The organism is Pararhizobium arenae (genome assembly GCF_001931685.1).
Taxonomy (GTDB): Bacteria; Pseudomonadota; Alphaproteobacteria; order Rhizobiales; family Rhizobiaceae; genus Pararhizobium; species Pararhizobium arenae.
Map to the genome: position 1 here is coordinate 18,018 of NZ_MOOY01000004.1, position 24,607 is coordinate 42,624.

General features: G+C 61.5%; 20 protein-coding genes. 14 read left to right on the forward strand and 6 right to left on the reverse strand.

What is annotated here, in order from left to right:
* Positions 1 to 11: 11 nt before the first annotated feature.
* From BLX89_RS09455 to BLX89_RS09470, 4 genes are read right to left on the reverse strand one after another with little or no spacing between them, the layout of a single operon-like run.
* Entirely contained in the window at positions 12 to 932 is a 921-nt protein-coding gene (locus BLX89_RS09455; RefSeq protein WP_075290483.1) for an ABC transporter permease, read from the reverse strand.
* Positions 932 to 1,780 carry an ABC transporter permease gene (locus BLX89_RS09460; RefSeq protein WP_075290484.1) on the reverse strand — a complete coding sequence of 283 codons (849 nt, stop codon included), beginning with the start codon at positions 1,778 to 1,780 and terminating at the stop codon, positions 932 to 934. The genes BLX89_RS09455 and BLX89_RS09460 overlap by 1 nt, the downstream gene beginning before the upstream one ends.
* Positions 1,780 to 2,361, reverse strand: coding sequence for an ANTAR domain-containing response regulator (locus BLX89_RS09465; RefSeq protein WP_075290485.1), 582 nt, complete (start codon positions 2,359 to 2,361; stop codon positions 1,780 to 1,782). The genes BLX89_RS09460 and BLX89_RS09465 overlap by 1 nt, the downstream gene beginning before the upstream one ends.
* Positions 2,358 to 3,494 carry a transporter substrate-binding protein gene (locus tag BLX89_RS09470; protein WP_075290486.1) on the reverse strand — a complete coding sequence of 379 codons (1,137 nt, stop codon included), beginning with the start codon at positions 3,492 to 3,494 and terminating at the stop codon, positions 2,358 to 2,360. The genes BLX89_RS09465 and BLX89_RS09470 overlap by 4 nt, the downstream gene beginning before the upstream one ends.
* 317 nt (positions 3,495 to 3,811) lie before the next feature.
* Here BLX89_RS09470 and BLX89_RS09475 point away from each other — a divergent pair, with 317 nt between their 5' ends.
* The 14 genes from BLX89_RS09475 (at position 3,812) to glgX (ending at position 21,966) form a co-directional block, all read left to right on the forward strand.
* Positions 3,812 to 4,813, forward strand: coding sequence for an MBL fold metallo-hydrolase (locus BLX89_RS09475; RefSeq protein ID WP_075291077.1), 1,002 nt, complete (start codon positions 3,812 to 3,814; stop codon positions 4,811 to 4,813).
* Between the two features lie 188 nt (positions 4,814 to 5,001).
* On the forward strand, positions 5,002 to 6,030 hold the full coding sequence (locus BLX89_RS09480) for a substrate-binding domain-containing protein (protein ID WP_075290487.1): 1,029 nt from the start codon (positions 5,002 to 5,004) through the stop codon (positions 6,028 to 6,030).
* Positions 6,031 to 6,226: 196 nt separating this feature from the next.
* Positions 6,227 to 7,753: a sugar ABC transporter ATP-binding protein gene (locus tag BLX89_RS09485; protein WP_075290488.1), complete on the forward strand. Its 1,527-nt coding sequence runs from the start codon at positions 6,227 to 6,229 to the stop codon at positions 7,751 to 7,753.
* Between the two features lie 22 nt (positions 7,754 to 7,775).
* Entirely contained in the window at positions 7,776 to 8,765 is a 990-nt protein-coding gene (locus BLX89_RS09490) for an ABC transporter permease (RefSeq protein WP_075290489.1), read from the forward strand.
* A gap of 1 nt (position 8,766) precedes the next feature.
* Positions 8,767 to 9,768 carry a sugar-binding transcriptional regulator gene (locus tag BLX89_RS09495; protein WP_075290490.1) on the forward strand — a complete coding sequence of 334 codons (1,002 nt, stop codon included), beginning with the start codon at positions 8,767 to 8,769 and terminating at the stop codon, positions 9,766 to 9,768.
* Positions 9,765 to 10,760, forward strand: coding sequence for an aldo/keto reductase (locus BLX89_RS09500; protein WP_075290491.1), 996 nt, complete (start codon positions 9,765 to 9,767; stop codon positions 10,758 to 10,760). Before BLX89_RS09495 ends, BLX89_RS09500 begins: the two co-directional genes overlap by 4 nt.
* Before the next feature lie 12 nt (positions 10,761 to 10,772).
* Positions 10,773 to 12,515, forward strand: a complete 1,743-nt coding sequence (locus BLX89_RS09505) for a glycerol-3-phosphate dehydrogenase/oxidase (protein ID WP_075290492.1) — start codon at positions 10,773 to 10,775, stop codon at positions 12,513 to 12,515.
* Positions 12,488 to 13,330 (forward strand): class I fructose-bisphosphate aldolase, encoded by an 843-nt coding sequence (locus tag BLX89_RS09510; protein ID WP_075290493.1) that lies wholly within the window; start codon positions 12,488 to 12,490, stop codon positions 13,328 to 13,330. Before BLX89_RS09505 ends, BLX89_RS09510 begins: the two co-directional genes overlap by 28 nt.
* 197 nt (positions 13,331 to 13,527) lie before the next feature.
* Positions 13,528 to 15,057, forward strand: a complete 1,530-nt coding sequence (locus BLX89_RS09515) for an FGGY-family carbohydrate kinase (RefSeq protein ID WP_075290494.1) — start codon at positions 13,528 to 13,530, stop codon at positions 15,055 to 15,057.
* 2 nt (positions 15,058 to 15,059) lie between these two features.
* The gene (locus tag BLX89_RS09520) at positions 15,060 to 16,676 is read left to right on the forward strand and encodes a GMC family oxidoreductase (RefSeq protein ID WP_143523587.1); all 1,617 of its coding nucleotides are present in this window, start codon (positions 15,060 to 15,062) and stop codon (positions 16,674 to 16,676) included.
* Positions 16,677 to 16,799: 123 nt separating this feature from the next.
* Positions 16,800 to 18,032 (forward strand): putative DNA modification/repair radical SAM protein, encoded by a 1,233-nt coding sequence (locus tag BLX89_RS09525; protein WP_075290495.1) that lies wholly within the window; start codon positions 16,800 to 16,802, stop codon positions 18,030 to 18,032.
* Positions 18,032 to 19,510: a UdgX family uracil-DNA binding protein gene (locus BLX89_RS09530; protein ID WP_075290496.1), complete on the forward strand. Its 1,479-nt coding sequence runs from the start codon at positions 18,032 to 18,034 to the stop codon at positions 19,508 to 19,510. Before BLX89_RS09525 ends, BLX89_RS09530 begins: the two co-directional genes overlap by 1 nt.
* A 69-nt stretch (positions 19,511 to 19,579) precedes the next feature.
* A complete protein-coding gene (locus tag BLX89_RS09535; RefSeq protein ID WP_075290497.1) occupies positions 19,580 to 19,795 on the forward strand; it encodes a DUF2934 domain-containing protein in 216 nt (71 codons plus the stop codon).
* 83 nt (positions 19,796 to 19,878) lie between these two features.
* The gene (gene glgX, locus BLX89_RS09540; protein ID WP_075290498.1) at positions 19,879 to 21,966 is read left to right on the forward strand and encodes a glycogen debranching protein GlgX; all 2,088 of its coding nucleotides are present in this window, start codon (positions 19,879 to 19,881) and stop codon (positions 21,964 to 21,966) included.
* 17 nt (positions 21,967 to 21,983) lie between these two features.
* On the opposite strand, the gene BLX89_RS09545 is transcribed toward glgX, so the two are convergent.
* Positions 21,984 to 22,844, reverse strand: a complete 861-nt coding sequence (locus BLX89_RS09545) for an urea carboxylase-associated family protein (RefSeq protein WP_075290499.1) — start codon at positions 22,842 to 22,844, stop codon at positions 21,984 to 21,986.
* Between the two features lie 50 nt (positions 22,845 to 22,894).
* Positions 22,895 to 24,604 carry an acetyl/propionyl/methylcrotonyl-CoA carboxylase subunit alpha gene (locus BLX89_RS09550; protein WP_075290500.1) on the reverse strand — a complete coding sequence of 570 codons (1,710 nt, stop codon included), beginning with the start codon at positions 24,602 to 24,604 and terminating at the stop codon, positions 22,895 to 22,897.
* Positions 24,605 to 24,607 lie beyond the last annotated feature (3 nt).

The window sequence follows — 24,607 nt, forward strand, 5'->3', positions numbered from 1 at the left end:
ATCGCTGGACTTCAGTTTGAACGGATGCGCGGGTCGATGACCGGCGCGAGGAAATCGGCGACGAGGTTGCCGATGATGATGGCAAGCGCAGAGGTGAGCGTGACCCCCATGATGATCGGGATGTCCACCTGCTGGATCGCCTGCCAGGCAAGCTGGCCGATGCCCGGCCAGCCATAGACCGCCTCCACCACCACCACGCCGCCCATAAACTGGCCGATATCGATGCCGATCATGGCGATGATCGGCAGCACGGCGTTGGGCAGCACATGGCGCAGGATGATGCGGCGCTGGGAGAGCCCCTTGGCGCGGGCGGTGCGCACATAATCCTGATTGAGAACATCGACAACGGCCGAGCGAACCATGCGCGCATACCAGCCGGCGCCTAGGATGCCGAGCGTCGCGGCGGGCAGCACGACATGGGAGAGAGTGCCGTAGCCGGACATGGGGAACCAGCCGAGCGTTGCCGCGAACACGTAAAGCAGCAGCAGGGCGACCACGAATTGCGGCGCCGACACGCCGACGAAGGCGGTGGTCATCACGGCACGATCGATGAACTTGCCGCGATTCAAGGCAGCCAGCGTTCCGAGCGTCACGCCAATGACGACTTCGATCAGGATGCCGGCTGCCATCAAGGTCAGCGTCGCGGGCAGGCGGGCTGCGATCAGGGTGATGACCTCGGTCTTCTGCGCATAGGAGCGGCCGAGATCGCCCTGCACCAGACCGCCAATATAGTGCATGAACTGGACGAGCAGAGGCTGATCGAGGCCGAGCTCATGGCGGATATTGGCAACCGTCTGCGCCGTCGCGCTGCGTCCTGCCAACATGCGGGCCGGGTCGGCCGGCAAGGCATAGAGCAGGACGAAGGTGATGGCGGCGACGCCGAACAGAATTAGCGCGGATTGGATCAGGCGCTTCAGAAAGACGGACAGCATCAGCCTCTCCCCCGCTGGGTCGGATCGAGGATATCGCGCAAGGCGTCACCAACGAGATTGAAGGCGAGCGCGGTCAAAAGGATCACAGCGCCGGGGAAGAACACCAGCCAGGGAGCGGCCTGGAAATAGCTCTGGCTTTCAAAGATGATGTTGCCCCAGGACGGGTCCGGTGGCTGCACGCCGATGCCGAGGAAAGAGAGGGTCGCTTCGAGAAGCACCGTCGTTGCAATGCCGAGCGTGCCCCAGACGATGGCCGTCGGAATGAGATGCGGCAGGATATGCAGGAGCAGGATGCGGCCGTGCCCCGCTCCAAGGGAGCGTTCGGCCAGAATGAAATCGCGCTCCACCAGCCCGCGCGTCTCGGTATAGACGATGCGCGCCACCTGCACCCAGTTGACCAGCGCAATCACCATGGCGACGATCCAGAGGCTTGGCTTCAGAAGCGCCGCGAGCACGATGGCGAGCAACAGCGCGGGAAAGGCCATCATCAGATCGGTGAAGCGCATCAACAGATTGCCGGCCCAGCCGCGCATGTAGCCGGCGGTGGTGCCGACGAACAGGCCGATGGCAACGGCGATGCCATTGGCGACAAGGCCGATGATCAGCGATGTGCGGGCGCCGAACAGCATGCGAGAGAAGAGATCGCGCCCCAGCGTGTCCGTACCGAGCAGGAACGGAGCACCCGGCGGCATGGGTGCGCCCTCCAGCGTCAGGCCGTCGAACATCTGCTCATCGGGATTGAGCGGTGCGATCAGCGGGGCGGCGATCGCCATGGCGATGACGATCAGGACGACCGCAAGGCCGAAAAGCGCCGTCGGCTGCCGGCAGATTTCTTTGAGAACACGCATCAGCCGACATCCTTCAGGGCTTTTGATCCGCCAAGAAACAAGGCGGCGAGCTGCTCCATGGGCATACGGCGCTCCATCGCGCATTCCCGGAGCAGCCGGTAGGCTTCTTCGTCATCGATCTGCCGCTCCGTCTTCAGCCGGTTGATGGCGGCAAAGACCACGGGAAGCAGACGCAGGCGCTCTTCGAGTTTCGCCACGCGGGCATCAGCTTCCATGCGCTGCTGATGGGAGGCGACGGCCAATACGAGGGCGGGATAAATCGCTGAGGCGGAAACGGGTTTCGGAATGATCGCTGAAGCGCCGCAACCGATGGCCCAGGCGATCCGACCGGGGGCTTCCGAACCCAGAAGCGCCGCAACCGGGCGTGCCGGCTTGCCTTCCGGCCAGGGTAACAACTCATCCCAGCCGCGATCGGCGTCGACGATGACGAGATCCGGTAGGTCGATGGGCGAGAGAGGCAGCCATTGTAGCGAAGCGGAAACGCCCAGAAGCGCGAGCTGGCGGCGTAGCCTGTCGGTGTTGCCGTCTTCTTCTGCAAGGATCGTTGCGCGCCAGCCGGCAAAATTCGGGGTGTTGATCATGACACCACCCTGAGCGACGGGGCAGGGCGGGCGCGCTCGCCGGTGAGGTAAGGATCAGCGACGATTGCCGGCCGCGAGGCGATGACATCGAAGCCGCCCTCGGCATTGATCCGGCCGAGATGGAAGGGTAGCGCAGAATGGTTTGTCGCCGGGTCTATGACAAGATCGCCGAGAACCGAAGGCCAGGTGCGGGACGTGACTTCCCTGCGGATCGCCATCGGCTCATCGCTGCCACAGGATTGGATCGCTGCGATGCAGAGCGTCACGGCCGCATAAGCGCTGGCGAAGATGCTGGAAATATGGGTGATTTCCGGCCGCCATGCCTGCACGCGCGCCTTGAAGGCGCGGTTCTCGGCGGTGTCGAGGCTGTCGAAATAGGGAAGCGCGCAAAGCTGGCCGACGGCGGCACCCTTCTCGATATCGGAAAGCTCACATTCAGTCAGGTCGCAGCTCGCGACCGGGCAATTTTCCGGCAGGAAGGCCGGGTTCTGTTCGCCGAGACGGCGCAGGGCGGCAAGGAAGGCGTAGCTCGATGGGCCGATCAGATTGTTGAGAATGAAGCTCGGCCGCTTTTCGGCGATATCGGCTATGATGCGTTCGACGGCCGTTTCTTCCAGCGGCAGATAACGCTCGCCAAGGATCTGGCCGCCGGCCTTGGTGATCAGCTCGCGGGCGAGGCGATTGGTTTCCCAGCCCCAGACATAGTTCGCACCCAGCAGATAGGGCCGGTTGCCATGGCGGGGCATGAGATGGTCGAGCAGGGGGATGAGATGCTGGTTCGGGCACCCCGCGATATAGATGACGTTCTCATTGGCCTCGAAACCCTCATAGGGGCACATGTACCAGAGAAGGCCGTCATGCTTCTCGACCAGCGGAATGACTTCCTTACGGGCCGAAGACGTGATCGTGCCGACAATGTTGCGGCAGCCGTGATCGCGGATCAGGCTGCGGGCACCTTCCAGATAAGCGGAAAGATCGGCATGGGCATCGAAGAACACCAGCTCGACGCCTTCGCCGCCGGCTGCTTGCCAGTCATGAAGCGCGCATTCCGCACCGGCCCAGCCATCCCGTCCCAGCGCGCCATAAGGCCCGGTGGTCGAGTAGAGAATGCCTATCTTAGCCGTGTCCCGCATCGGTTTTCCAAACACAAAAAAACCCACAACGCGATTCCCGGAAGCCGGGGCGTTGTGGGGCGATATTGCCCTTCGACAAACGAAGTCATGTCTTTGGCATAAGGAAATATGCCTAATCTTCAGGCGTGAATAAAAGACAGGCAAACCTGTTTGTCAAGGCGCTAATTCACGCGCTTGCTGTGATCCGCTCAACGTTGATTGCGTGCGGATTTTATTTTTTCTCGCAATAACGATCACTATATGGAGTGAAGGGCGATTCGGATGCCTGCAGGGATCCACTTCCGCTGATCGAGGCACGCAACGCGACAGGAAGCGAAATGGCTGTAAACAGATATTATTCCGGCCCGGTCTCCGATCATTTCGACGGCACGCGGTTCTTCAATCCGGATGGAGAAGAACCGGCTGGCGCGCTGGATCTGCTTCGCTGGAAATTCGGAAAGGGTAATGTCCCATGGCCAAACATATTCGACAGCCCCTTTCCTCCTGCCAGACCGGAGGAACGGGTGACGGAGCAACGGCTTGTCGTCACGATGGTTGGTCATGCGTCGATGCTCATCCAGGTTGGTGGCCTCAATATCCTGACCGATCCGGTCTGGTCGGATCGTACGAGCCCCTTCCCCTGGGCGGGACCGAAACGGGTCAATCCGCCGGGTATTCGCATGGGCGATCTGCCTCCGATCGATATCGTTCTCGTGACGCACAATCATTACGACCATCTCGATCTCGACACGCTGCACAAACTTCAACAACGTGCGGACCCGCGTATCGTAACGCCTCTCGGAAACAAGGCGATCATGCGCGGGCGACTTCCGGCTGCACGGATTACCGAAATGGATTGGGGCGAGGCGCTGACGATCGCGCCGGATATCGATCTGCATTGCGACCCCTGTCACCACTGGTCGGCGCGCGGATTGGGTGATCGCCGCATGGCCTTGTGGGCGGCGTTCGTGCTGACCACGCCGGCCGGCAATATCTATCATATCGGCGATACCGGTTTTCACCGGGGTATCAATTACCGCGCCGCCCGCGAAAAGTACGGCAGTTTCCGCCTGGCAAACCTGCCTTTCGGGGCTTATGAGCCCCGCTGGTTCATGCGCGGGCAGCACCAGAACCCGGAGGAAGCCGTAGAAGGAATGGAACTGTGTGGCGCGGCCTTCGTCGCGGGTCATCACTGGGGAACGGTTAAACTCACGGACGAGGGCATCGAACATCCGCTTTTGGCTCTCAATATCGCGCTGGATGCTCGAAACATCAGTCGCGACCGATTTCGTGCCATGCGACCCGGCGAGGTTTTCGATGTTCCTGCGGCGGACATCTAGGCAAAACCGATTATAACGAGATAGATCTGAAATATATTTCACGTAATGAATTATATTGACAAGCAAGATGCCTTGGCGTTAGCTGCCCATATCGAACTTCGAGGAGGAAGTTCGGTTTCAACGCGATCAGTGGCGTCCTCGAGACGCCCTCGGGCTTTTGGGAGGGGCTTCGGCCTCGAGGAGGAATCTTGCGCAAATTTTTAGGCTCGACCGCATTGGCGGTCCTTGCAGCAACGCTTTTTGCCGGCACGGCATCCGCGGAGACGGAAAACCCGTTCCGCTGCAAGCCGGGCGAAAAATACGTCATGAACGTCATGGTGTCCGGCGTGGAATACTGGTTCCCGGTCTATGAAATGTTCAAGCAGGCTGGTCAACAGATGGGCTGCGAGACGGAATATACCGGCACGCCGGAATATGACGTCAACAAGCAGATCGCCACCTTCGACCAGGCACTGGCCCAGAACCCGGCCGGCATTCTCGTCCATCCGATGAACTCCGATCCGTTCATCGAGCCGATCAACCGCGCCATCGATCAGGGCACGGCCGTCGTGACCTTCGCAGCCGACTCGCCGCTTTCCAAGCGCGTTTCCTTCATCACCTCGGACAACAACCGCGAAGGCGTCTATGCCGCCGATGCGATCGCCGAGAAGATGGGCGGCAAGGGCGAATATGCGGTTCTGGAAAATCCGGGCCAGGACAACCACGACAAGCGCATCACCGCCTTCATTGGCCGCATGGAAGAGAAGTGGCCGGACATGAAGCTGGTCGGTCGGGCCGCGTCCAACCAGGACCCGACCAAGGCCTATCAGGGGCTGTCGAGCATCATCCAGGCCAATCCGAACCTCGGCGCGGTCTTCATGCCGGAAGCCAACTCGGCAATCGGCGCGTCGCAGGCATCCAAGGAAAACGGCGGCAAGGTTCTCGTCATGTGCGCCGACGTCAACGCCAACATCCTCGACATGATCAAGGCCGGCGAAGTTTTTGGCTCGATCAACCCGAACCAGGGCATGCAGGGCTATATGGGCTTCATGCTGCTGTGGCTCGCCAAGCATCCGGAACTGATCGACCCGATGAACGACGCCAAGCGTTCGGGCTTCAACCCGATGAGCATTCCGGTTGTCGATAACGGTCTTTCGATCGTGACAGCCGAAAATGCCGATGACTTCTATTGGGACAAGTACCTGAAGCGCCGTGGCACCAAGGGTATCGAGGAATAAGTCAATCGTCCCCTCTCCCCGCAAGCGGGGAGAGGGCTAGGGTGAGGGGCAAAACTCTCATCCTCGAATATGTCGAGGCTCCCGCCCCTCATCCGTCCTTCGGGCACCTTCTCCCCGCATGCGGGGAGAAGGCAAGACTGCCGCAGTCGCCTTCGCTTTGTGTACGATGGCCGGCTATGAATAAGGGAAAGTGACAATGGCCGAGCCGGTGCTCACCATTCATGGCGTCAGCAAACATTTTGGGGCGATCCGGGCGTTGACGGATGTCAACTTTTCGCTTGAGCGCGGCGAGGTCCATGCGCTTTGCGGTGAAAATGGCGCCGGCAAGTCGACGCTGATGAACATCATTGCCGGCGTGTTGCAACCGACCGAAGGCGAAATCCGCGTTGATGGCAAAGCTGTCCGCGTTGCTTCGCCGGCAGCCGCACAGGCGCTCGGCATCGGTCTCGTGCATCAGGAGATCGCCCTTTGCCCGGATGCGACCGTGGCCGAGAATATGTTCATGGCGGCCACCAACCGCCGCCGCTCGCTTTTCATGAATTACCGCGCGCTGGAGCGCGACGCCCAACGGGTGATGAACCGGCTCGCCGCCATCGATGTCCGCCAGAAGGTTGCGGACTTGCCGATTTCCAGCCAGCAGCTTGTCGAGATCGCCAAGGCGCTGACGCTCGACTGCCGCGTTCTCATTCTGGACGAGCCGACTGCCGCGCTTACCGAGACCGAGACACAGCAACTCTTCACCATCATCCGCGATCTTAAGGCCAACGGCATCTCGATCATCTATATCAGCCACCGCATGGCCGAGATTTTCTTGCTCTGCGACCGCGTGACCGTGTTCCGCGATGGCCGTTACGTCTGCACCGACAGAACAGCCGATATCACGGCCGATGACGTGGTGCGCCGTATGGTCGGCCGCGAGATCACCCAGCTTTATCCGGAAAAACTCAAGGCCGAAGACGCTTCCGGCGAAACGATCCTCGAGGTCGCCGGCCTCAGTGACGGCGCGCGCTTCCATGACATCGGCTTCGGTCTGCGCCGGGGGGAAATCCTCGGCATCGGCGGCCTGATCGGCTCGGGCCGTACGGAGATTGCCGAGGGCATTTGCGGGCTGCGTTCGCATACGGCGGGCGAAGTGAGTCTGCATGGCAAACCGCAGGCGATCCGCGCCTATGCGGATTCCGTAAAGGCTGGCATCGTCTATCTGTCGGAAGATCGCAAGGGCTCGGGCATCTTCCTGGAGATGTCCATCGCCCAGAATATCTCGGTCCTGAACCTGAAGCCGCTCACCAACCATGTCGGCCTGCTCAACGGCCGCGCCGAGGCAGCGCTCGCGGAAGATTTCGCGCGGCGGCTGGCGGTGCGCATGGGTGGCGTCGAGGCGCCGGTCAAGTCGCTCTCCGGCGGCAATCAGCAGAAGGTGGCGATCGCCAAGCAACTGGCGGTGAAGCCCAAAGTGATCCTGATGGACGAGCCGACGCGCGGCATCGATGTGGGCGCCAAGACCGAAATCCACCGGCTGCTGCGCGATCTCGCGCGCTCGGGCATCGGCATCGTCGTCATCTCGTCCGAAATGCCGGAACTGCTCGGGCTCTGCGACCGTGTTCTGGTCGTCAGGGAAGGACGGATCGCCGGCGAGCTTGGCCCGGAGGAGATGACGGAAGAAGCCGTGATCCGCCTTGCATCAGGGGTCAGTGCGACAAGGACGGCAGATCATGCCGCGTGAAGACGTTAAGGGAGAGACGGGAATGGCAATCGACACGATGGCGGCGGACATGCCGAAGACAGGGCACTGGAAACGCATCGGCACCATGCGCGAAGCGGGGCTGGTGGTGATCATCCTGGCGCTCTGCGTGCTCATGAGCTTCGCCTCACCGCACTTCCTCACGCTCGGCAATTTCCGCGCCATGCTCATGAGCTTTTCGGTGGAAGGCATCGTCGTCGTCGGCATGACGATCCTGCTGATCGTCGGCGGCATTGATCTCGCCGTCGGCTCGGTCGTGTGTTTCGCCATGGTGCTTTCCGGCTCACTGTTCCTTGTCGGGCTCGATCCGTGGACGGCCTCGCTGATCGGCATTTTTGCGAGCGGCGTCATCGGCGCGATCATGGGTTTCTTCGTGACCGTGGTGGGGCTCAACCACTTTATCACCTCGCTCGCCGGCATGGTGATTGTGCGCGGGCTCTGCCTGATCATCACCAAGGGCACGCCGCTCTCGCTCTTCACGCTGCCGTCGAGTTTCAAGGCGGTCGGGCAGAGCACGTTCTATGGCGTTCCCTATGTCATCCTGATCTTCGTCGCCGTCGTCATCCTGTTCGATTTCCTGCTGCGCCGGGCTACCGCCTTCCGCAAGGTGTTCTACACCGGCAGCAACGAGAAGGCGGCGCTCTATTCCGGTATCCGCACCAACCAGGTGAAGTTCTGGGTGACGGTTCTCTGCTCGACGCTGGCCGGTGTCGCAGGTGTCATCTATATGTCCCGCTTCGGTGCCGCGACGCCCACCTTCGGTGTCGGCATGGAGCTCAACATCATCGCGGCGGCGGTGATCGGCGGGGCTTCGCTGAACGGCGGCTCGGGCACGATCTTCGGGGCCATTCTCGGCATCGCGCTGCTCTCCGTCGTCACCTCGTCGCTGATCCTGCTCGATGTCTCAGTCTATTGGCAGGACATGATCAAAGGTTGCATTCTGCTCGCCGCCGTCTCCATCGACCATTTCCTGCACAAGCGGAAGGCCGCCTGATATGCCGATTGCCAAACTGAAACCCAAGACGACAGCGCCGCGCGAGGAAATCGTCATCGCGCGCCAGATGCACCAGGCGCTCGTGCTGCACTTCCTTGAAGGCCTGACACAATCGCAGATTGCCGATCAGCTCGGCATCTCGCACGCCACCGTCAACCGGCTGATCAAGCGCGGCCGCCAGCTCGGCCTCGTCGAAATCAAGATCAAGTCGCCGGTCGAACCGCTGGTCGATATGGAAGAACGCCTGCTGGCACTCGGCGGCATCAGCCGCGCCGTGGTGGTGCCGACCGTATCCGACAATCCGCAGACGGCGTTGCAGGCCGTTGGAGAAGCGGCGGCACGGCTGCTGCTGGAAGAAATTGCCGATGGCGACACGATCTGCATCACCGGCGGCAAGGGTGTCGGCGCTGTTGTTGCCGGCTTGCAACCCGCCCGCCGCTTCGATGTCAGGGTGATCCCGGCGACCGGCTGCGTTCAGGGCAAGCACTATACGGACGTCAATCACGTCTCGACCCTGATGGCCGACCGGCTTGGCGGCCGCTCCTACCAGATCCACGCGCCGCTCTTTGCCGATGACGCCGAGCAGCGGGATATGTTGATCAACATGCGCGCCGTCGCCGATGTCTTCCAGCGGGCACGGGAGGCAAAGGTCGCGGTGGTCGGCATCGGCTCGATCCTCAGCACGGATTCGACCTATTACGACCTGCATCCGTCCTCCAGCGAAGACCGCAAGGCCATCGAACAGTCCGGCGCGAGTGCGGAACTGCTTGCTCATCTTCTCGATGGGCACGGCCGGGTCTGCGACTACAGCCTCAACCGCGCTCTCGTGTCGCTAACGCTGGAAGAGTTCGCCTCCATCCCGACCAAGATCGGCGTGGCAAGCGGCCTCAACAAGGCCGGCTCGATCCTGAGCGTTCTGCGCGGCAACCATCTCGATACGCTCGTCACCGACGAGGCGACCGGGGCACGCATTCTAGACATGGCAGAAGGGTTCTCAGGATGAGCGGCGAACAGTTGATCCGCGAGATCGGGCGCTCGGGCGTCGAGGCATCGGCCGTCGGGCTCGGCACCTGGGCGATCGGCGGCTGGATGTGGGGCGGGACGGACGAGGCGCAATCCATCGCCGCCATCCAGGCCTCGCTCGATGCCGGAGTGAGCCTCATCGACACGGCCCCGGCTTACGGTCTCGGCCGCTCGGAAGAGATCGTCGGCAAGGCAATTGCCGGGCGTCGCGACAAGGCCGTCATCGCCACCAAATGCGGCCTCGTCTGGCACACGCAGAAAGGCAATCACTTCTTTGATCAGGATGGCAAGCCGGTGCACCGATATCTGGGGCGGGACTCGATCATCCACGAAGTCGAGGAAAGCCTGCGCCGACTCGGCACCGACCATATCGATCTCTACATCACCCATTGGCAGGACGCGACGACGCCGATCGAGGAGACGGTAAGAGCGCTGGAGGAGCTGAAGGCGGCCGGCAAGATCCGCGCCATCGGCGCTAGCAATGTCGATAAGACCGAGCTCCAGACATACATCCAGACTGGTTCGCTCGATGCGATCCAGGAGCGGTTCAGCATGATGGATCGCGAGATCGAGGCGGACCTGCTGCCGCTCACCCATCAAAACGGCGTGGCGACGCTCAGCTATTCCTCGCTGGCGCTCGGCCTGCTCTCCGGCACCATCGGGCCAGACCGGGTGTTCTCCGGCGACGATCAGCGCAAGGACAATCCGCGCTTCTCCGTTTCCAACCGGCAGAAGGCGCAGGCGTTTTCCGAGGCGATCCGACCGGTTGCCGAGCGGCATGAAGCGAGCATCGCGCAGGTGGTCATCGCCTGGACGCTGGCGCAGCCGGGCGTGACCTTTGCGCTCTGCGGCGCACGCAACCCGGCACAGGCACTCGACAATGCGCGGGCTGGAACGCTCAGGCTTTCTGCGGACGATCTTGTCGCCATCGACGCGGCACTCGCCGCGAAACTGGCCAACATGGACGGATAACAGGCTGTCATCATGAACCGTGAAGAGACATTGGACGGGCTCCGCAAGAGCCCGAAGGTGGACGTGTGCGTCCTCGGCGGCGGCATCAACGGGCTCGGCGTCTTTCGCGAGCTGGCGCTGCAGGGCGTCAACGTGCTGCTTGTCGAGAAGGGCGACTATTGCTCCGGCGCCAGCGCTGCATTGTCGCGCATGGTGCATGGCGGGCTGCGCTATCTCGAAAACGGCGAATTCAGCCTTGTGCAGGAATCGCTGGTCGAGCGTGACCGGCTGCTGCGCAACGCGCCGCATTACGTCGCACCGCTGCCGACCACCGTTCCGATCTTCGATGTTTTCTCCGGCCTCGGCAACGGCATTGTGCGTTTCCTCGGCCTCACCCGCCGCCCGAGCCGTCGCGGGGCCATCGCCATCAAGGCGGGGCTCGGGATTTATGATTTCCTGACTCGCAAACGGGCGCTGATGCCGAAACACCAGTTTCGCGGCCGCCGCAGCACGCTTGCCAAATGGCCGGCGCTCAACCCGGCGATCCGCAACTCCGCAACCTATTACGACGCCTGGGTAAGCCATCCGGAGCGTATCGGTATCGAAATCTTGCGCGACGGGCTATCGGCCGGCCCGAATGCCGCCGCCCTCAACTATGCGACGATCGAGCAATCACCGGCAGGAGGTTTCCTGCTGCAGGATGGCATTTCCGGCGAGACGCTGGGAATCAAGCCGTCCCTGATCATCAACGCCACCGGCGGCTGGATCGATATCGCCAACGGCGCGCTCTTCCCGGCGGATACGCGTCCAGCGCCGTTGATGGGCGGCACCAAGGGCTCGCACCTGATCATCGATCATCCCGGCCTACGCGACATGCTCGATGGCCACATGATCTATTACGAGAACGAGGACGGGCGCATCTGCATCCTTTTTCCCTATCTCGGCAAGGTGTTGGTCGGCTCGACCGATATCCGGGTGGACGATCCCGGCACGGTGCGATGTGAGGCTGACGAGCGGGATTACATCCTGCAATCGCTCGCCTTCGTGCTGCCGGGCATCGTCATCGGACCGGAAGAAATCGTCTTCCAGTTCGCAGGCGTGCGGCCGCTGCCCGCCAGCAATGACAGCTTTACCGGCCGCATTCCGCGCGATCATTTCTGCACGATGCTCGAAGGCAGCGGCCCGCCGGTGCTCTGCATGATCGGCGGCAAGTGGACGACCTTCCGCTCCTTCGGGGAACTGGCCGCCGACATGGCGCTGGAACGGCTCGGCCTCACGCGCCGGCTGGATACCACCGAGCGCACCTTTGGCGGCGGGCGCGGCTTTCCCGAGGATCGCGGCGACTGGCTGCGGCAGCTTTCGGCCACCACCGGCCTTGCCGCGGATCGTCTCGCCACGCTTTTCACCCGCTATGGCACCGATGCCGCCGAGATCGCCCTCTTTATCTCGGCGGGTGTGGATCATGCTGTGCCCCACGTCGGCTACAGCGCCCGCGAACTGATCCATCTCATCCGCTCCGAGGCGGTCGAGCATCTGGACGACCTGCTGCTGCGACGCACGACGCTCGCCATCAGCGGCGAACTCTCGCTCGACATGACCGAGGCGACGCTCGCGGTCCTCTCCACCGAGAAGTGCTGGCCGCCCCAGCGCGCCGCCGAAGAGCGCACCCGTTTTCTAGCCCTCCTGAACGACCGCCACGGCGTTTCGGAGGAAACCCTTTCCGCAAGGAACAAACAAAGGAGTGAACTATGCGAAACATCAGCAAGGTCCGGATGAACCGGCTGTTCGGCAACGGCCGTTGCCTGGATGTGGCGATCGATCATGGCGTCTGCAACGAACCGTCCTTCCTCGACGGGCTGGAGAATGTGCCGGCGGTCGTCAAGGCGCTGGTCGATGCAAGGCCTGATGCGATCCAGATGAATTACGGCCAGGCCGACCTGCTGCAGGACCTGCCCGGCAAGGACAAGCCGGCGCTGGTCATGCGCATCGACATGGGCAACCCATACAACCGCATCCGTCACCGCGATATGTGGGCGGTGCTGCAGAATGAAGCCGAGCCGCTGATCGGCGCGCTGCAGATGGATGCCGCCTGCGTTGTCGTCAATCTGTTTATGCTGCCGGATGAGCCCGATCTTTTCCGCCAGTGCGTCCAGAACATTGCCCGCGTGCGTGCCGATTGCGAAAAATACGGCATGCCGCTGATGATCGAGCCACTGGTGATGCAGCCGGTGACGGAGCGCGGTGGTTACATGGTCGATGGCGATGCCGACAAGATCGTGACCCTGACGCGGCTTGCCCGCGAAATGGGCGCCGATATCGTCAAGGCCGATCCGACGACCAATCCGGAGGATTTCCATCGCGTGGTCGAGGCGGCGCGCTGCCCGGTTCTGGTGCGCGGCGGCGGCAAGGAAGACCTCTCCGCCGTCTTCGCCAAATCCGCAGCACTTATGCGGCAGGGCGCCATGGGCATGGTGTATGGACGCAACATCTACCAGCACGCCAACCCAAGCGCCGTCGTGCGCGGCCTGATGGCGATCATCCATGACGATGCGAGCGGCGAAGAGGCGTTTGCCAAGTATCAGCAGGGATGAGGTTCCCTCTTCTCCCCAGCGGGGAGAAGGTGGCGCGTAGCGCCGGATGAGGGGGGCGGCTGGCTCGGAATGTGCGGCGAAGCCCCCCCCTCATCTGCCCGTTGGGCATCTTCTCCCCGCTGGGGAGAAGAGGAGCCTGCCGCTAGGCTTTGCACCAAAATCGCGCAAAACTGTCAGAACCTTGGGAGGGGTTCGGAATGGAAAAATATCTGTTGGGGCTCGATGCCGGAAACACCGTCATCAAGGCCGTGATCTTCGATCTCAAGGGCAGGGAGGTGGCCTATGCCGGGGAGGAGGGCCATAGCCGCATGCCATGCCCCGGCCATGTCGAGCGGGATCTCGGCGAACTCTGGGCCAATGCCAAGCGGGTGATCCGCGCCTGCCTCGACAAGGCGGGCATCGATGCCGCGGATATCGCGGCGATCGGTTGCGCCGGCCATGGCAACGGGCTTTATGCGCTCGATCGTGACGGCCAGCCGCTTCTCGGCATCCAGTCGCTCGACACAAGAGCAACCGGGCTTGTCGAGGAGTGGGCGGTTGAAGGTGTTGGCGACCGCACGGCGCCGATTGCCCGTCAGCGCCCCTGGCCCTCCCAGACGCCGACGCTGCTTGCCTGGCTGAAGCGCCATCGCCCCGAGCTTTTCCAGCGCATCGGCACGGTGTTTTTTTCGAAGGATTTCGTCGTCAACCGGCTGACGGGAAGCCGCGTCAGCGAGGTCTCGGATATGTCCGGCGCCGGCCTGCTCGATCTCGCCGCCCGCCGTTACGACAAGACACTGATGGCGGCTTACGGCCTTGCCGACAGCATGCATATGCTGCCGCCGCTGATCGAAAGTGCCGATATCGCCGGTCATGTGACGGAAGAGGTGGCTGCCGAGACCGGGCTTGCGGCCGGCACGCCCGTCGTCGGCGGGCTGTTCGATGTCGTGGCGTCTGCGCTCGGCTCGGGCGTATCGCGCACCGGCAGCGCCTCGGTTATCGCCGGCACCTGGAGCATCAACCAGGTGATCATCGATGGTCCCGATCTCGATGGCCCGGTCTTCATGTCCTCCACTTTCGATCGCAGCCGCTACATGGCGATGGAAAACAGCGCGACCTCGGCCGCCAATCTCGAATGGCTGGTCAGGGAGTTCTTCGAAGGTGAACACCACGACGGCGTTTCGCCCTTCGATACGGCCTGCGCGCTGGCAGCAGTGGTCGTGCCGGCAGCGGACGATCCGCTCTATCACCCCTATCTCTACGGCGCCCAGCAGGATGGCCATGCGCGGGCCGGCTTTTACGGCATGGCCGGCTGGCACACCAAGAGGCACCTGATCCGTGCCCTTCTGGAAGGCGTCGCCTTCGGCCATCGCCAGCATATCGAGACCATCCGCAAGGCGGGCGCGACCTTCGAGGAAGCGGTGCTCTCCGGCGGCGGCTCGCGCAGCAGGCTCTGGCCGCAGATTTTCGCCGATGTGCTGGGCGTTCCCGTCACGGTCGCGGTCTCGCGGGAAACCGGGGCGCTTGGGGCCGCGATTGCGGCCGGCACGGGTGTCGGGCTGTTTGCCGATTTCACCGAGGGCGCGACGGCCATGGTCCGCACGGATCGTCATTATAAGCCGAACGCCCAGCTTTCGGCCCATTACACTCGCCGCTATGGACTTTACAAGGATATCGCGGAAGCGATGGCGCCGCTGTGGCGGCGGCTTTCGCAGGCGCAGAGCCTCGCGACAGGAGTTGCAGCGTGACCATGCCCATGAACGAAACGCTGGTAGACGAAGGCATGTATGACTTCATCGTCGTCGGCGCGGGATCGGCCGGTTGCGTGCTGGCAAACCGGCTCTCGGCCGATCCGAAAAACCGGGTGCTTCTGCTCGAAGCCGGTGGCTCTGATCGATATCACTGGGTTCATGTGCCGATCGGCTATCTCTATTGCATGGGCAATCCACGTACCGACTGGATGATGAAGACGGCCGCCGAGCCCGGCCTGAACGGCCGCGCGCTCAACTATCCGCGCGGAAAAGTGCTTGGCGGCTGCTCGTCGATCAACGGCATGATCTACATGCGCGGGCAGGCGGCCGATTACGATGGCTGGCGGCAGGCGGGCAATACCGGTTGGGGCTGGGACGATGTGCTGCCGTACTTCCTGAAATCGGAAGACAATTATCGCGGCAAATCCGGGATGCACGGTGCCGGCGGCGAATGGCGCGTCGAGCGCCAGCGGCTCTCCTGGCCGATCCTCGATGCCTTTCGCGATGCGGCCGAAGAACTCGGCATCCGCAAGACCGACGATTTCAACGATGGCGACAATGAAGGCTCCGGCTATTTCGAGGTCAACCAGAAGGGTGGCCTGCGCTGGAACACCACAAAGGCCTTTTTGCGCCCGGCGATGAAACGCAAGAACCTGCGCGTGTTGACTGGTGCCGAGACCGAACGGCTGGAATTCGACGGCAAGACGGTGACGGGTGTACGCTTTCGCCTGAACGGTCACTCTCACACCGCCCGCGCGTCTCGCGAAGTCATTCTCTCGGCCGGCGCCATCAACTCGCCGAAAATTCTCGAACTCTCCGGCATCGGCCGGCCAGATGTCCTCTCTGGCCTTGGCATCCCCGTGCATCACGAACTGCAGGGCGTCGGTGAAAATCTGCAAGACCATCTGCAGATCCGCACCGTCTTCAGGATCGAGGGCGCACGCACGCTGAACCAGCTCTACCACAATCTCTTCAGCCGCGCCGGTATAGGACTGCAATATGCAATCAGCCGTTCCGGTCCCTTGTCGATGGCCCCGAGCCAGCTCGGCATCTTTGCCAAGAGCGATCCGGCCGTCGCCACCGCCGATCTCGAATATCACGTCCAGCCGCTCAGCACCGATCGGCTCGGTGAGCCGCTGCATCGCTATCCGGCCGTGACGGTCTCCGTCTGCAACCTCCGCCCGGAAAGCCGTGGCACCGTGCATGTCACGACGCGGGACGCGGCAGGAGCCCCGGAGATCCGGCCCAATTATCTCTCGACATCCGGTGATCGCCTGCTTGCGGCAAAGTCCATCCGCCATGCCCGCAGCCTGATGGAGACAAAAGCGATCTCACGCTTCCTGCCGCAGGAGATGTTGCCGGGCACGGATTATCAGAGCGACGACGAACTCATCCGCCGCGCCGGCGATATCGCCACGACGATCTTCCATCCGGTCGGCACCTGCAAGATGGGAAGCGATCCGATGGCGGTGGTGGACCCCGGACTTCGTGTCCATGGCCTGGAAAAATTGCGCGTCGTGGATGCCTCGATCATGCCGACCATCGTGTCCGGCAATACGAATTCGCCCGTTATCATGATCGCGGAGAAGGCGGCCGACGCCATTCTTAAGGCCTGAACTGCGAAACATATCGCCGGGTGTCGCGTGCGTCAGCCTCCGCGACTTGCCGCGCAGCATTCATAACCGTAATCGATCTACGACGGTTGATCTTATGGACGAAAGAACATATCATGAACAATTATGAAGAAATCGCTGAATGAAAGATTGGCCATCCTGTCTGATGCGGCCAAATATGACGCGTCTTGCGCTTCCAGTGGCACCACCAAAAGGGATTCGCTGAAATCCGGCGGTCTCGGATCGACGGAGGGCTCGGGCATCTGTCATGCCTATGCGCCCGATGGGCGTTGCATTTCCCTACTCAAAATCCTGATGACCAATTTTTGTATCTACGACTGCGCCTACTGCATCAACCGGTCGTCCAGCAATGTCGAGCGCGCCCGGTTTTCAGCGGAGGAAGTCGTATGGCTGACCCTAGAGTTTTACCGGCGAAATTATATAGAAGGCCTCTTCCTGTCCTCCGGCATTATCCGGTCTTCCGATTACACCATGGAGGAGATGGTCCGCATCGCGCGCGAACTGCGGCTCACGCATAACTTCCGCGGCTATATCCATCTCAAATCGATCCCGGAAGCGTCTCCCTTGCTCATCGAGGAGGCAGGGCTTTACGCCGACCGCCTGTCGATCAACATCGAACTGCCGACGGACAGAGGGCTGACGCAGTTCGCGCCGGAAAAGCGCCCTGCCAATATTCGCCGGTCGATGGGTGACCTGCGGCTCAAGATCGAGGCGGCGAGCGAACCCACCCTGCAGACGAAGCGGCGCAAGCGTTTTGTCCCGGCGGGACAGAGCACGCAAATGATCGTAGGCGCTGATCAATCCAACGACAGTACGATTCTTGGCACCAGTGCGCGGCTTTACGGCAGTTACGGTCTCCGGCGCGTCTACTACTCCGCTTTCAGCCCCATCCCCGACGCTTCGAAAAACCTGCCGCTGATCAAGCCGCCTCTCATCCGCGAGCACCGGCTTTATCAGGCGGACTGGCTGTATCGCTTTTATGGCTTTGGCATCGAGGAAATAACGGAAAAGCAACCGGACGGCATGCTGGACCTGAAGCTCGACCCGAAGCTTTCCTGGGCGCTCGCAAATCGCGATCGGTTTCCGGTCGATATCAACCGGGCGGAACGGGAAACGCTGCTGCGGGTTCCAGGCCTTGGAACGAAGGCGGTCGCGGGCATACTTTCCTCCCGTCGATACCGTCGGCTGCGGCTTGAGGATCTCGCCCGCCTGCATGTGTCGTTGAAGAAGGTACAGGCCTTTATCATGGCCGAGGGGTGGACGCCGTCGCGTTTGATCGATCGGTCGGACCTGCGCGCTATGTTTGAACCAAAACCCGAGCAATTGGCTTTGTTCTGATGCACCGGATCGTGTTGGAGGGCCGGGGCAATTTCGCGGAATGGCGCGATGCGGCGCGTAGCCTTCTGGCCGCGGGGGTGGCGCCGGAAAACGTCGATTGGCGTACCCGTATGGATGCTGCGGGCGATCTCTTCAGACAACAGGATGAGGGTTTGCCGACATGTACGTCCTCGCCGTCGTTTACCGTGCCCAAGGCTTTTCTGCCGCTTGCCGAAGCAGTCATTTGTCATTCCGATCCGGCCCGTTTCGCGCGGCTGTACCGGCTTCTCTACCGTTTGCAGGAGGAGCGATCGCTGCTGGCGGTGCGCGCCGACAAGGATGTGGCCGAGCTTCATGACATGGTAAAATCCGTGCGGCGCGACGACCACAAGATGACCGCTTTCGTGCGCTTCAAGGAAATACCGAACGACACGGGCGGCTCGCGCCGGCGTTTCTTCGCCTGGTTTGAACCGGACCACTACATCGTCTCGCGTGTCGCGCCGTTCTTCCAGCGCCGGTTTACGGACATGGACTGGGTTATCGCCACGCCAAAGGGCACGGCGGCCTGGAACGGCGAGGTGCTGGAGGTTTCCACCGCACCGGCCGAAAACCCGCATCATACCGATCAGGCAGATGCGCTGTGGCGCACCTACTTCCGCAACATCTTCAACCCGGCGCGTTTGAAGGTGAAGATGATGCAGACGGAGATGCCGAAGAAGTATTGGAAAAACCTTCCCGAAGCGGAACTTATTCCCGAAATGATCGCCAGTGCGGAGGCCGACGTCATCGCCATGGCAGAGCGAGCGGCACGCGAGGCGCCGCTGTTTCACACGCGTCTCAAGTCGGCTGCCGAAACGCCAATCGTTGCTCCATCGGGAGAGCCGGCCTCCTTGGCCGAGGTACGGGAGCAGGCGATGCACTGCACTCGTTGCCCTCTCCATTGCAAGGCGACGCAGACCGTTTTTGGAGAGGGGCCAAGCAACGCGGATATCATGATCGTCGGCGAACAGCCGGGCGATCAGGAGGACCTGGCCGGACGTCCGTTTGTCGGGCCTGCGGGCAAGGTTTTCGATCAGGCCGCCGAGTACGTCGGTCTTGATCGCACACGCACCTACGTCACCAATGCGGTCAAGCATTTCAAATATGAACTGCGTGGCAAGCGGCGCATCCACCAGAAACCGAACCTCGGTGAAGTCCAGCATTGCCGTTGGTGGCTGAAACTTGAGATGAATTTCGTCAAGCCCAAACTGGCCGTCGCCATGGGCGCGACCGCCCTGTCAGCCTTGATGGACAATCGGGGGAAACTTTCCGATCTGCGTGGCCGGATGCTGGATATGGGCAGCACCGGAGCGATACTCGTAACGGTACACCCTTCCTACCTTCTGCGCATTCCCGACAGGGTTAAACAACAGGAAGAAATGGAACGGTTCAGAGAGGATCTGGCACAGGCTGCGTTGTTTCAGAGACAGCAGGTTGGCTCTCCCGTTGCTTCGGAATGATGCAGCAAACTGCGAATGCCCCGCCTTTCTGTGAGCAGCACCGGAACTTTCCGTCGCAATGGCAGTTCCATGATGCAGCGCAAAAAGGAGCCGGCTATGGGGAACGATTGGACCAAATGGTTGCACGAAAGGGCCTATGCCTTGTGGGAAGGCGAAAATCGGCCCGTTGGCCGGCAGGATGAGCATTGGTTGCGGGCTGAGGAAGAGTTGAAACAACGTCAACTGACGGAAGACGACGGTGACCGCGACCGAAAGGCGGAACCTCAAAATCCTGCCTCTGAGTGAGTCTCGCACTTGATCTTTCTCCGCCCTATCTTCGGGCGGTGTTTATTTCTTACATCCCCTGCTTTTGAACCCAACGGTGGATCATGGACCTGAAGTTTTCCCAGCTTGACTACATCAAGCCTGAGCTTGGTGCGGAATACACGGGCGATGGCGTGCATTTCGCCATTTTCTCCGCCCATGCCGAACAGATGGATCTCTGTATTTTTTCAGAAGACGGACGTCAACAGGTGGCGCAACTCCCCTTACCAAAGCGCGAGGGCGACATCTGGTCGGGCTACATCGCCGGCCTGAAGCCCGGAACGCTCTATGGCTATCGGGCCCACGGCCCCTATGATCCACTCAAGGGTCACCGGTTCAATCCGAACAAGCTTCTGCTCGATCCCTATGCAAAGCAGATTTCCGGCGAGTTGACGTGGGACGACGCGCTTTATGGTTATTCCATCGGTTCGCCGGAGGAGGATCTTTCCTTCGATGACCGGGATAGTGCTCCTTTCATGGTCAAGGGTGTCGTCCAGGATCCGGATTTCGATTGGGACGGCGACCAGAGTATTCGCCGGCCATGGACCGAGACCATCATCTATGAAGCCCATGTGCGGGGGCTGACGATGAAACATCCAAACGTGCCGGACGAGTTGCGCGGAACATTCCTGGGCATGTCCAGCGAGCCGATCATTGAGCATCTGCTGAAACTCGGCATCACCGCGATCGAGGTGTTGCCGATCCATTATTTCCCCGATGATCGCTATCTCATCGAAAAAGGGCTGCGCAATTACTGGGGCTACCAGTCGCTCGGGTTCTTTGCGCCGCAGCCACGCTATCTGTCCCAGTCGCGCATCATGGAATTCAAGACCATGGTCAAGCGCTTCCATGCCGCGGGCATCGAGGTGATCATGGATGTGGTTTACAACCACACGGCCGAGGGCTCCGAGCGGGGCCCGACGCTGAGCTTCCGCGGTCTCGACAATCTGAGCTACTATCGGCTTTCGCCCGAAGATCCGCGCCATACCTACGATACGACCGGAACGGGCAACACGCTCAACGTTGCCCATCCCATGGTCCTGCGCATGGTGCTCGACAGCCTCCGTTACTGGGTCGGCGTGATGCATGTTGATGGCTTCCGCTTCGACCTCGCAAGCACGCTTGGTCGCGCACGGCATGTCGAGTTCGATCGTGACGGAGCGTTTTTCAAGGCAATCCGCCAGGATCCCGTCCTTGCTGGCGTCAAGCTGATCGCTGAGCCATGGGATGTCGGGGACGGCGGCTATCAGGTTGGCGGGTTCCCGTTCCCGTTCCGGGAATGGAACGACAAGTACCGCGATGATATCAGAAGCTTCTGGAAGGGCGACGAGGGCATGGTGCCCAAGGTTGCCGAACGGCTCAGCGCATCCGCGACCCAGTTCAACCATTCGGATCGCGGGGCAACCGCATCCGTGAACCTTCTGAGCGCCCATGACGGGTTCACCCTGGCCGATACCGTTTCCTACAGCGAGAAGCACAACGAGGCGAATGGCGAGGAAAACCGCGACGGGCATTCCAACAATCACTCGGACAATATGGGCGCCGAAGGCGAGACGGAAGACGCCGGCATTCTCGATGCGCGGCTGAAGCGTCGGTTCAATATGATGGCGACGCTGATGCTAAGCCAGGGTGTGCCAATGATCCTGGCGGGCGATGAGGTTGGAAACAGCCAGGGCGGCAACAACAATGCCTACTGCCAGGACAACGATATCAGCTGGATCGACTGGAGCCGCCACGAGGATCATTTTCTGGAACTTTGCAGGAAGCTGGTCGAGCTTAGAAAACAGCATCCGGCATTGCGCCCCGAGCGGTTTTCGAACGGCGAGGATGGTCCGAACCACATCGAATGGTTCAAGGCAGATGGTACTCCGATGGATGACGGCGCCTGGGGCGACAACCAGCAACGCTGCCTTGGCGCATATTTCGTCGCCCGGGATACCGAGGTCGATCCGCCTGTCGTGACGGATCGCCTGCTTGTCATTCTCAATGCCGGCGGTCAGGAAGAATTTACTCTGCCGCAGTTGGAGGAAGCAAAGGCGTGGCAACGGGTTCTCGATACCAGGGCTGACGAACCCTTTCTTGAGACGGAAGTTCACGACAGGGTTCCGGTGGCGGCGGAAAGTATTGTCGTCGTTGTCCTGCCTGCGGGTTGATCCCGCAGGCCGCGGGCTCAAACGCCGTGCGTGCGGTCGTAGCCGTTGACGGATGGAGCAATCCATCCTGAAGGCAAGTCGGCGGCTTTATAGATCTCGACTTCAAGCGGATAACATGCCGCCGTATCCGACGAATGCTCGGCGGAGCAATCTCCGCCGGGGCAGGCGGACATGCATCCAAGCAGATCGATTTCAGCGAAAAATTCCAGGTAGTCGCCGGGCCTGACCGGGCTTGCCTTCATGAAATACTGGCCGGTGTCGCGCGTAAAGCCGGTGCACATGAAGACGTTCAGAACGTCATGGATATATGTCTCGGCTTCGGCGAGTGGCTTGCCGGTCTTTTCGGCGAAGGCCCTCGTCAGGTTGGAGTGGCAGCAATGATGATATTGTCCGCCATGGCTGAGCAGATTGTGCGTGTACGGGTCGCAGCGTGTCCCGATGACATCATGAACCGAACCACCAAACGCGTCGAAGCCATACCAATCCAGCGTATCGTGGGTGATGGTGGCGATAGGGCGCAGATAGGGAAAATTGGAAAACAGCTGGTCGCCGAAGCCGACATGGGTGCCGTTCAGCGCCCTTGTCTTGCCGGTATAGAGACGCTCGTTGAGATTGTCGGCGTTGAACAAGTTGAGATCGCCAACCTGCGCGCCGTCCCGGCAGAGGATACGGCAGAAATGTCCTGATGGAACCGTCCAGCAGGCGGCGTCCCGTGGCGGCACGGTGACACGGTCGACAAGCGTGAGATTGTCGCGAAGCGCGCGGTAGGCGGCAAGATCAGGGCGTGGCAAGGTTTCGACGGGATAGCAGATGACGGGCGTGATCGCCTTGCGTCTTGCGGCATCTTCCGGGGGCTGCGTGATCGGGGAGGGTTTCATATCTAGTCCGCTTTGAAAGTTGAATGGGTTGCTGGTATTTGACTGAGGGATCATGCGATCACTGCGATTTCCATCCCGACCCCGACGCTTGTGCCGGATTCTGCCTTGAAGATGATCTTGCCGGATTTCGGTGCGAGGATACGCGTTTCCATCTTCATTGCCTCGATCAACGCCACGGCATCGCCTTCGGCAACCTCGGCGCCGTCCGCCACCAGCCATTGTTGCAGCGTGCCGGATATCGGCGCGGTTACAGAGCCTTCGCTGGCCGTCGCTTCGCGGACGGAGCTTGGCGCAGGGGCGGCGAGGCCGGTGAACAGCGCGGCGGGCAGGCCGAGGGCGTGCCGCTTGCCATCGATCTCGATAAAGCTGCGCAGCAAGCCGCCCTCGACAGGATTGACGCGCGGCGCCGGCTCAAGCCCTCGAAACGCCGTCTCGATCCAGTTTGTGAACACGCCAAAACCGTTTTCGCCGGTGAAGGCGGGCTCCTCCAGCACGGCGCGATGGAAGGGCAGCACCGAGGCAACGCCTTCAATCGTGAATTCGGCAAGTGCCCGGCGGGCGCGGATCAGCGCCTCCTGGCGCGTTGCGCCGCTGACAACCAGCTTGGCCATCATCGAGTCGTAGAGGCCGGGGATTTCGGACCCGGTCTCGACACCGCTGTCGAGCCGCACGCCCGGGCCGGCCGGTGGCCGGAATCGAGTGATGAGACCTGGCGTCGGCAGGAAGCCGCGGCCTGGGTCTTCGGCATTGATGCGGAACTCGAAGGCATGGCCCCGGCACGCAGGGGTCTCCGTAACCGACAGCGGCAGGCCATCTGCGATGCGCAGCTGTTCGATAACGATATCGATGCCGGTCGTCTCTTCGGTCACAGTATGCTCGACCTGCAGGCGGGTATTGACTTCAAGGAAGGAAATCACGCCATTCTGCGACAGCAGGAATTCAACTGTGCCGGCATTGGTATAGCCGGCCTCGACACAGATTGCCTTTGCCGCCGCATGGATGCGATCGCGCTGCTCTTCGGTGATGAAGGGGGCAGGGGCCTCTTCCACCAGCTTCTGGTTTCGCCGCTGCAGCGAACAGTCGCGCGTGCCCAGCACGACGGTATGACCGTGGCTGTCGGCGATGACCTGTGCCTCGATATGGCGCGGCTTTTCGAGAAACTGTTCGGCGTAACATTCGCCGCGGCCGAAGGCTTCCTTGGCCTCGCGCACGGCGCTGTCGAACAGTGGGCCAACGTCTTCCAGTGTGTGCGCCACCTTCATGCCCCGCCCACCGCCGCCAAAGGCCGCCTTGATCGCCAGAGGCAAGCCGGCCTCGCGGGCAAAGGCAACGGCTTCTGCCGCAGATGCCAACGGTCCGGCCGAGCCCTTCACGAGAGGAGCTCCGACCTTCTCGGCAATACGCCGGGCTTTCACCTTGTCGCCCAACGCCATGATGACTTCCGGTTTCGGCCCGACCCAGATCAGGCCGGCATCGATAACGGCACGCGCGAACTCTGCGCGTTCGGATAGAAAGCCATAGCCCGGATGCACCGCATCGGCGCCAGCGCGCTTGGCGATGTCGACGATCTTGTCGATGTTCAGATAGGTATCCGCAGGCCGACCGGAGCCGAGGCCATAGGCTTCGTCGGCAAGCTCGGCATGGAGAGAGGCCGCATCAGCATCGGAATATATCGCAAAGGAGGCGACGCCGTAATCACGGGCGGCTCGCATGATGCGGATGGCGATTTCGCCGCGATTGGCGATCAGCAGCTTTTTCATCGG

Excerpts from the sequence above, each read along its gene's own strand:
- BLX89_RS09455 (WP_075290483.1), bottom strand. The coding sequence starts at position 932 with ATGCTGTCCGTCTTTCTGAAGCGCCTGATCCAATCCGCGCTAATTCTG.
- BLX89_RS09460 (WP_075290484.1), bottom strand. The coding sequence starts at position 1,780 with ATGCGTGTTCTCAAAGAAATCTGCCGGCAGCCGACGGCGCTTTTCGGC.
- BLX89_RS09465 (WP_075290485.1), bottom strand. The coding sequence starts at position 2,361 with ATGATCAACACCCCGAATTTTGCCGGCTGGCGCGCAACGATCCTTGCA.
- BLX89_RS09470 (WP_075290486.1), bottom strand. The coding sequence starts at position 3,494 with ATGCGGGACACGGCTAAGATAGGCATTCTCTACTCGACCACCGGGCCT.
- BLX89_RS09475 (WP_075291077.1), top strand. The coding sequence starts at position 3,812 with ATGGCTGTAAACAGATATTATTCCGGCCCGGTCTCCGATCATTTCGAC.
- BLX89_RS09485 (WP_075290488.1), top strand. The coding sequence starts at position 6,227 with ATGGCCGAGCCGGTGCTCACCATTCATGGCGTCAGCAAACATTTTGGG.
- BLX89_RS09490 (WP_075290489.1), top strand. The coding sequence starts at position 7,776 with ATGGCAATCGACACGATGGCGGCGGACATGCCGAAGACAGGGCACTGG.
- BLX89_RS09495 (WP_075290490.1), top strand. The coding sequence starts at position 8,767 with ATGCCGATTGCCAAACTGAAACCCAAGACGACAGCGCCGCGCGAGGAA.
- BLX89_RS09500 (WP_075290491.1), top strand. The coding sequence starts at position 9,765 with ATGAGCGGCGAACAGTTGATCCGCGAGATCGGGCGCTCGGGCGTCGAG.
- BLX89_RS09505 (WP_075290492.1), top strand. The coding sequence starts at position 10,773 with ATGAACCGTGAAGAGACATTGGACGGGCTCCGCAAGAGCCCGAAGGTG.
- BLX89_RS09510 (WP_075290493.1), top strand. The coding sequence starts at position 12,488 with ATGCGAAACATCAGCAAGGTCCGGATGAACCGGCTGTTCGGCAACGGC.
- BLX89_RS09515 (WP_075290494.1), top strand. The coding sequence starts at position 13,528 with ATGGAAAAATATCTGTTGGGGCTCGATGCCGGAAACACCGTCATCAAG.
- BLX89_RS09520 (WP_143523587.1), top strand. The coding sequence starts at position 15,060 with ATGCCCATGAACGAAACGCTGGTAGACGAAGGCATGTATGACTTCATC.
- BLX89_RS09525 (WP_075290495.1), top strand. The coding sequence starts at position 16,800 with ATGAAGAAATCGCTGAATGAAAGATTGGCCATCCTGTCTGATGCGGCC.
- BLX89_RS09530 (WP_075290496.1), top strand. The coding sequence starts at position 18,032 with ATGCACCGGATCGTGTTGGAGGGCCGGGGCAATTTCGCGGAATGGCGC.
- BLX89_RS09535 (WP_075290497.1), top strand. The coding sequence starts at position 19,580 with ATGATGCAGCGCAAAAAGGAGCCGGCTATGGGGAACGATTGGACCAAA.
- glgX (WP_075290498.1), top strand. The coding sequence starts at position 19,879 with ATGGACCTGAAGTTTTCCCAGCTTGACTACATCAAGCCTGAGCTTGGT.
- BLX89_RS09545 (WP_075290499.1), bottom strand. The coding sequence starts at position 22,844 with ATGAAACCCTCCCCGATCACGCAGCCCCCGGAAGATGCCGCAAGACGC.
- BLX89_RS09550 (WP_075290500.1), bottom strand. The coding sequence starts at position 24,604 with ATGAAAAAGCTGCTGATCGCCAATCGCGGCGAAATCGCCATCCGCATC.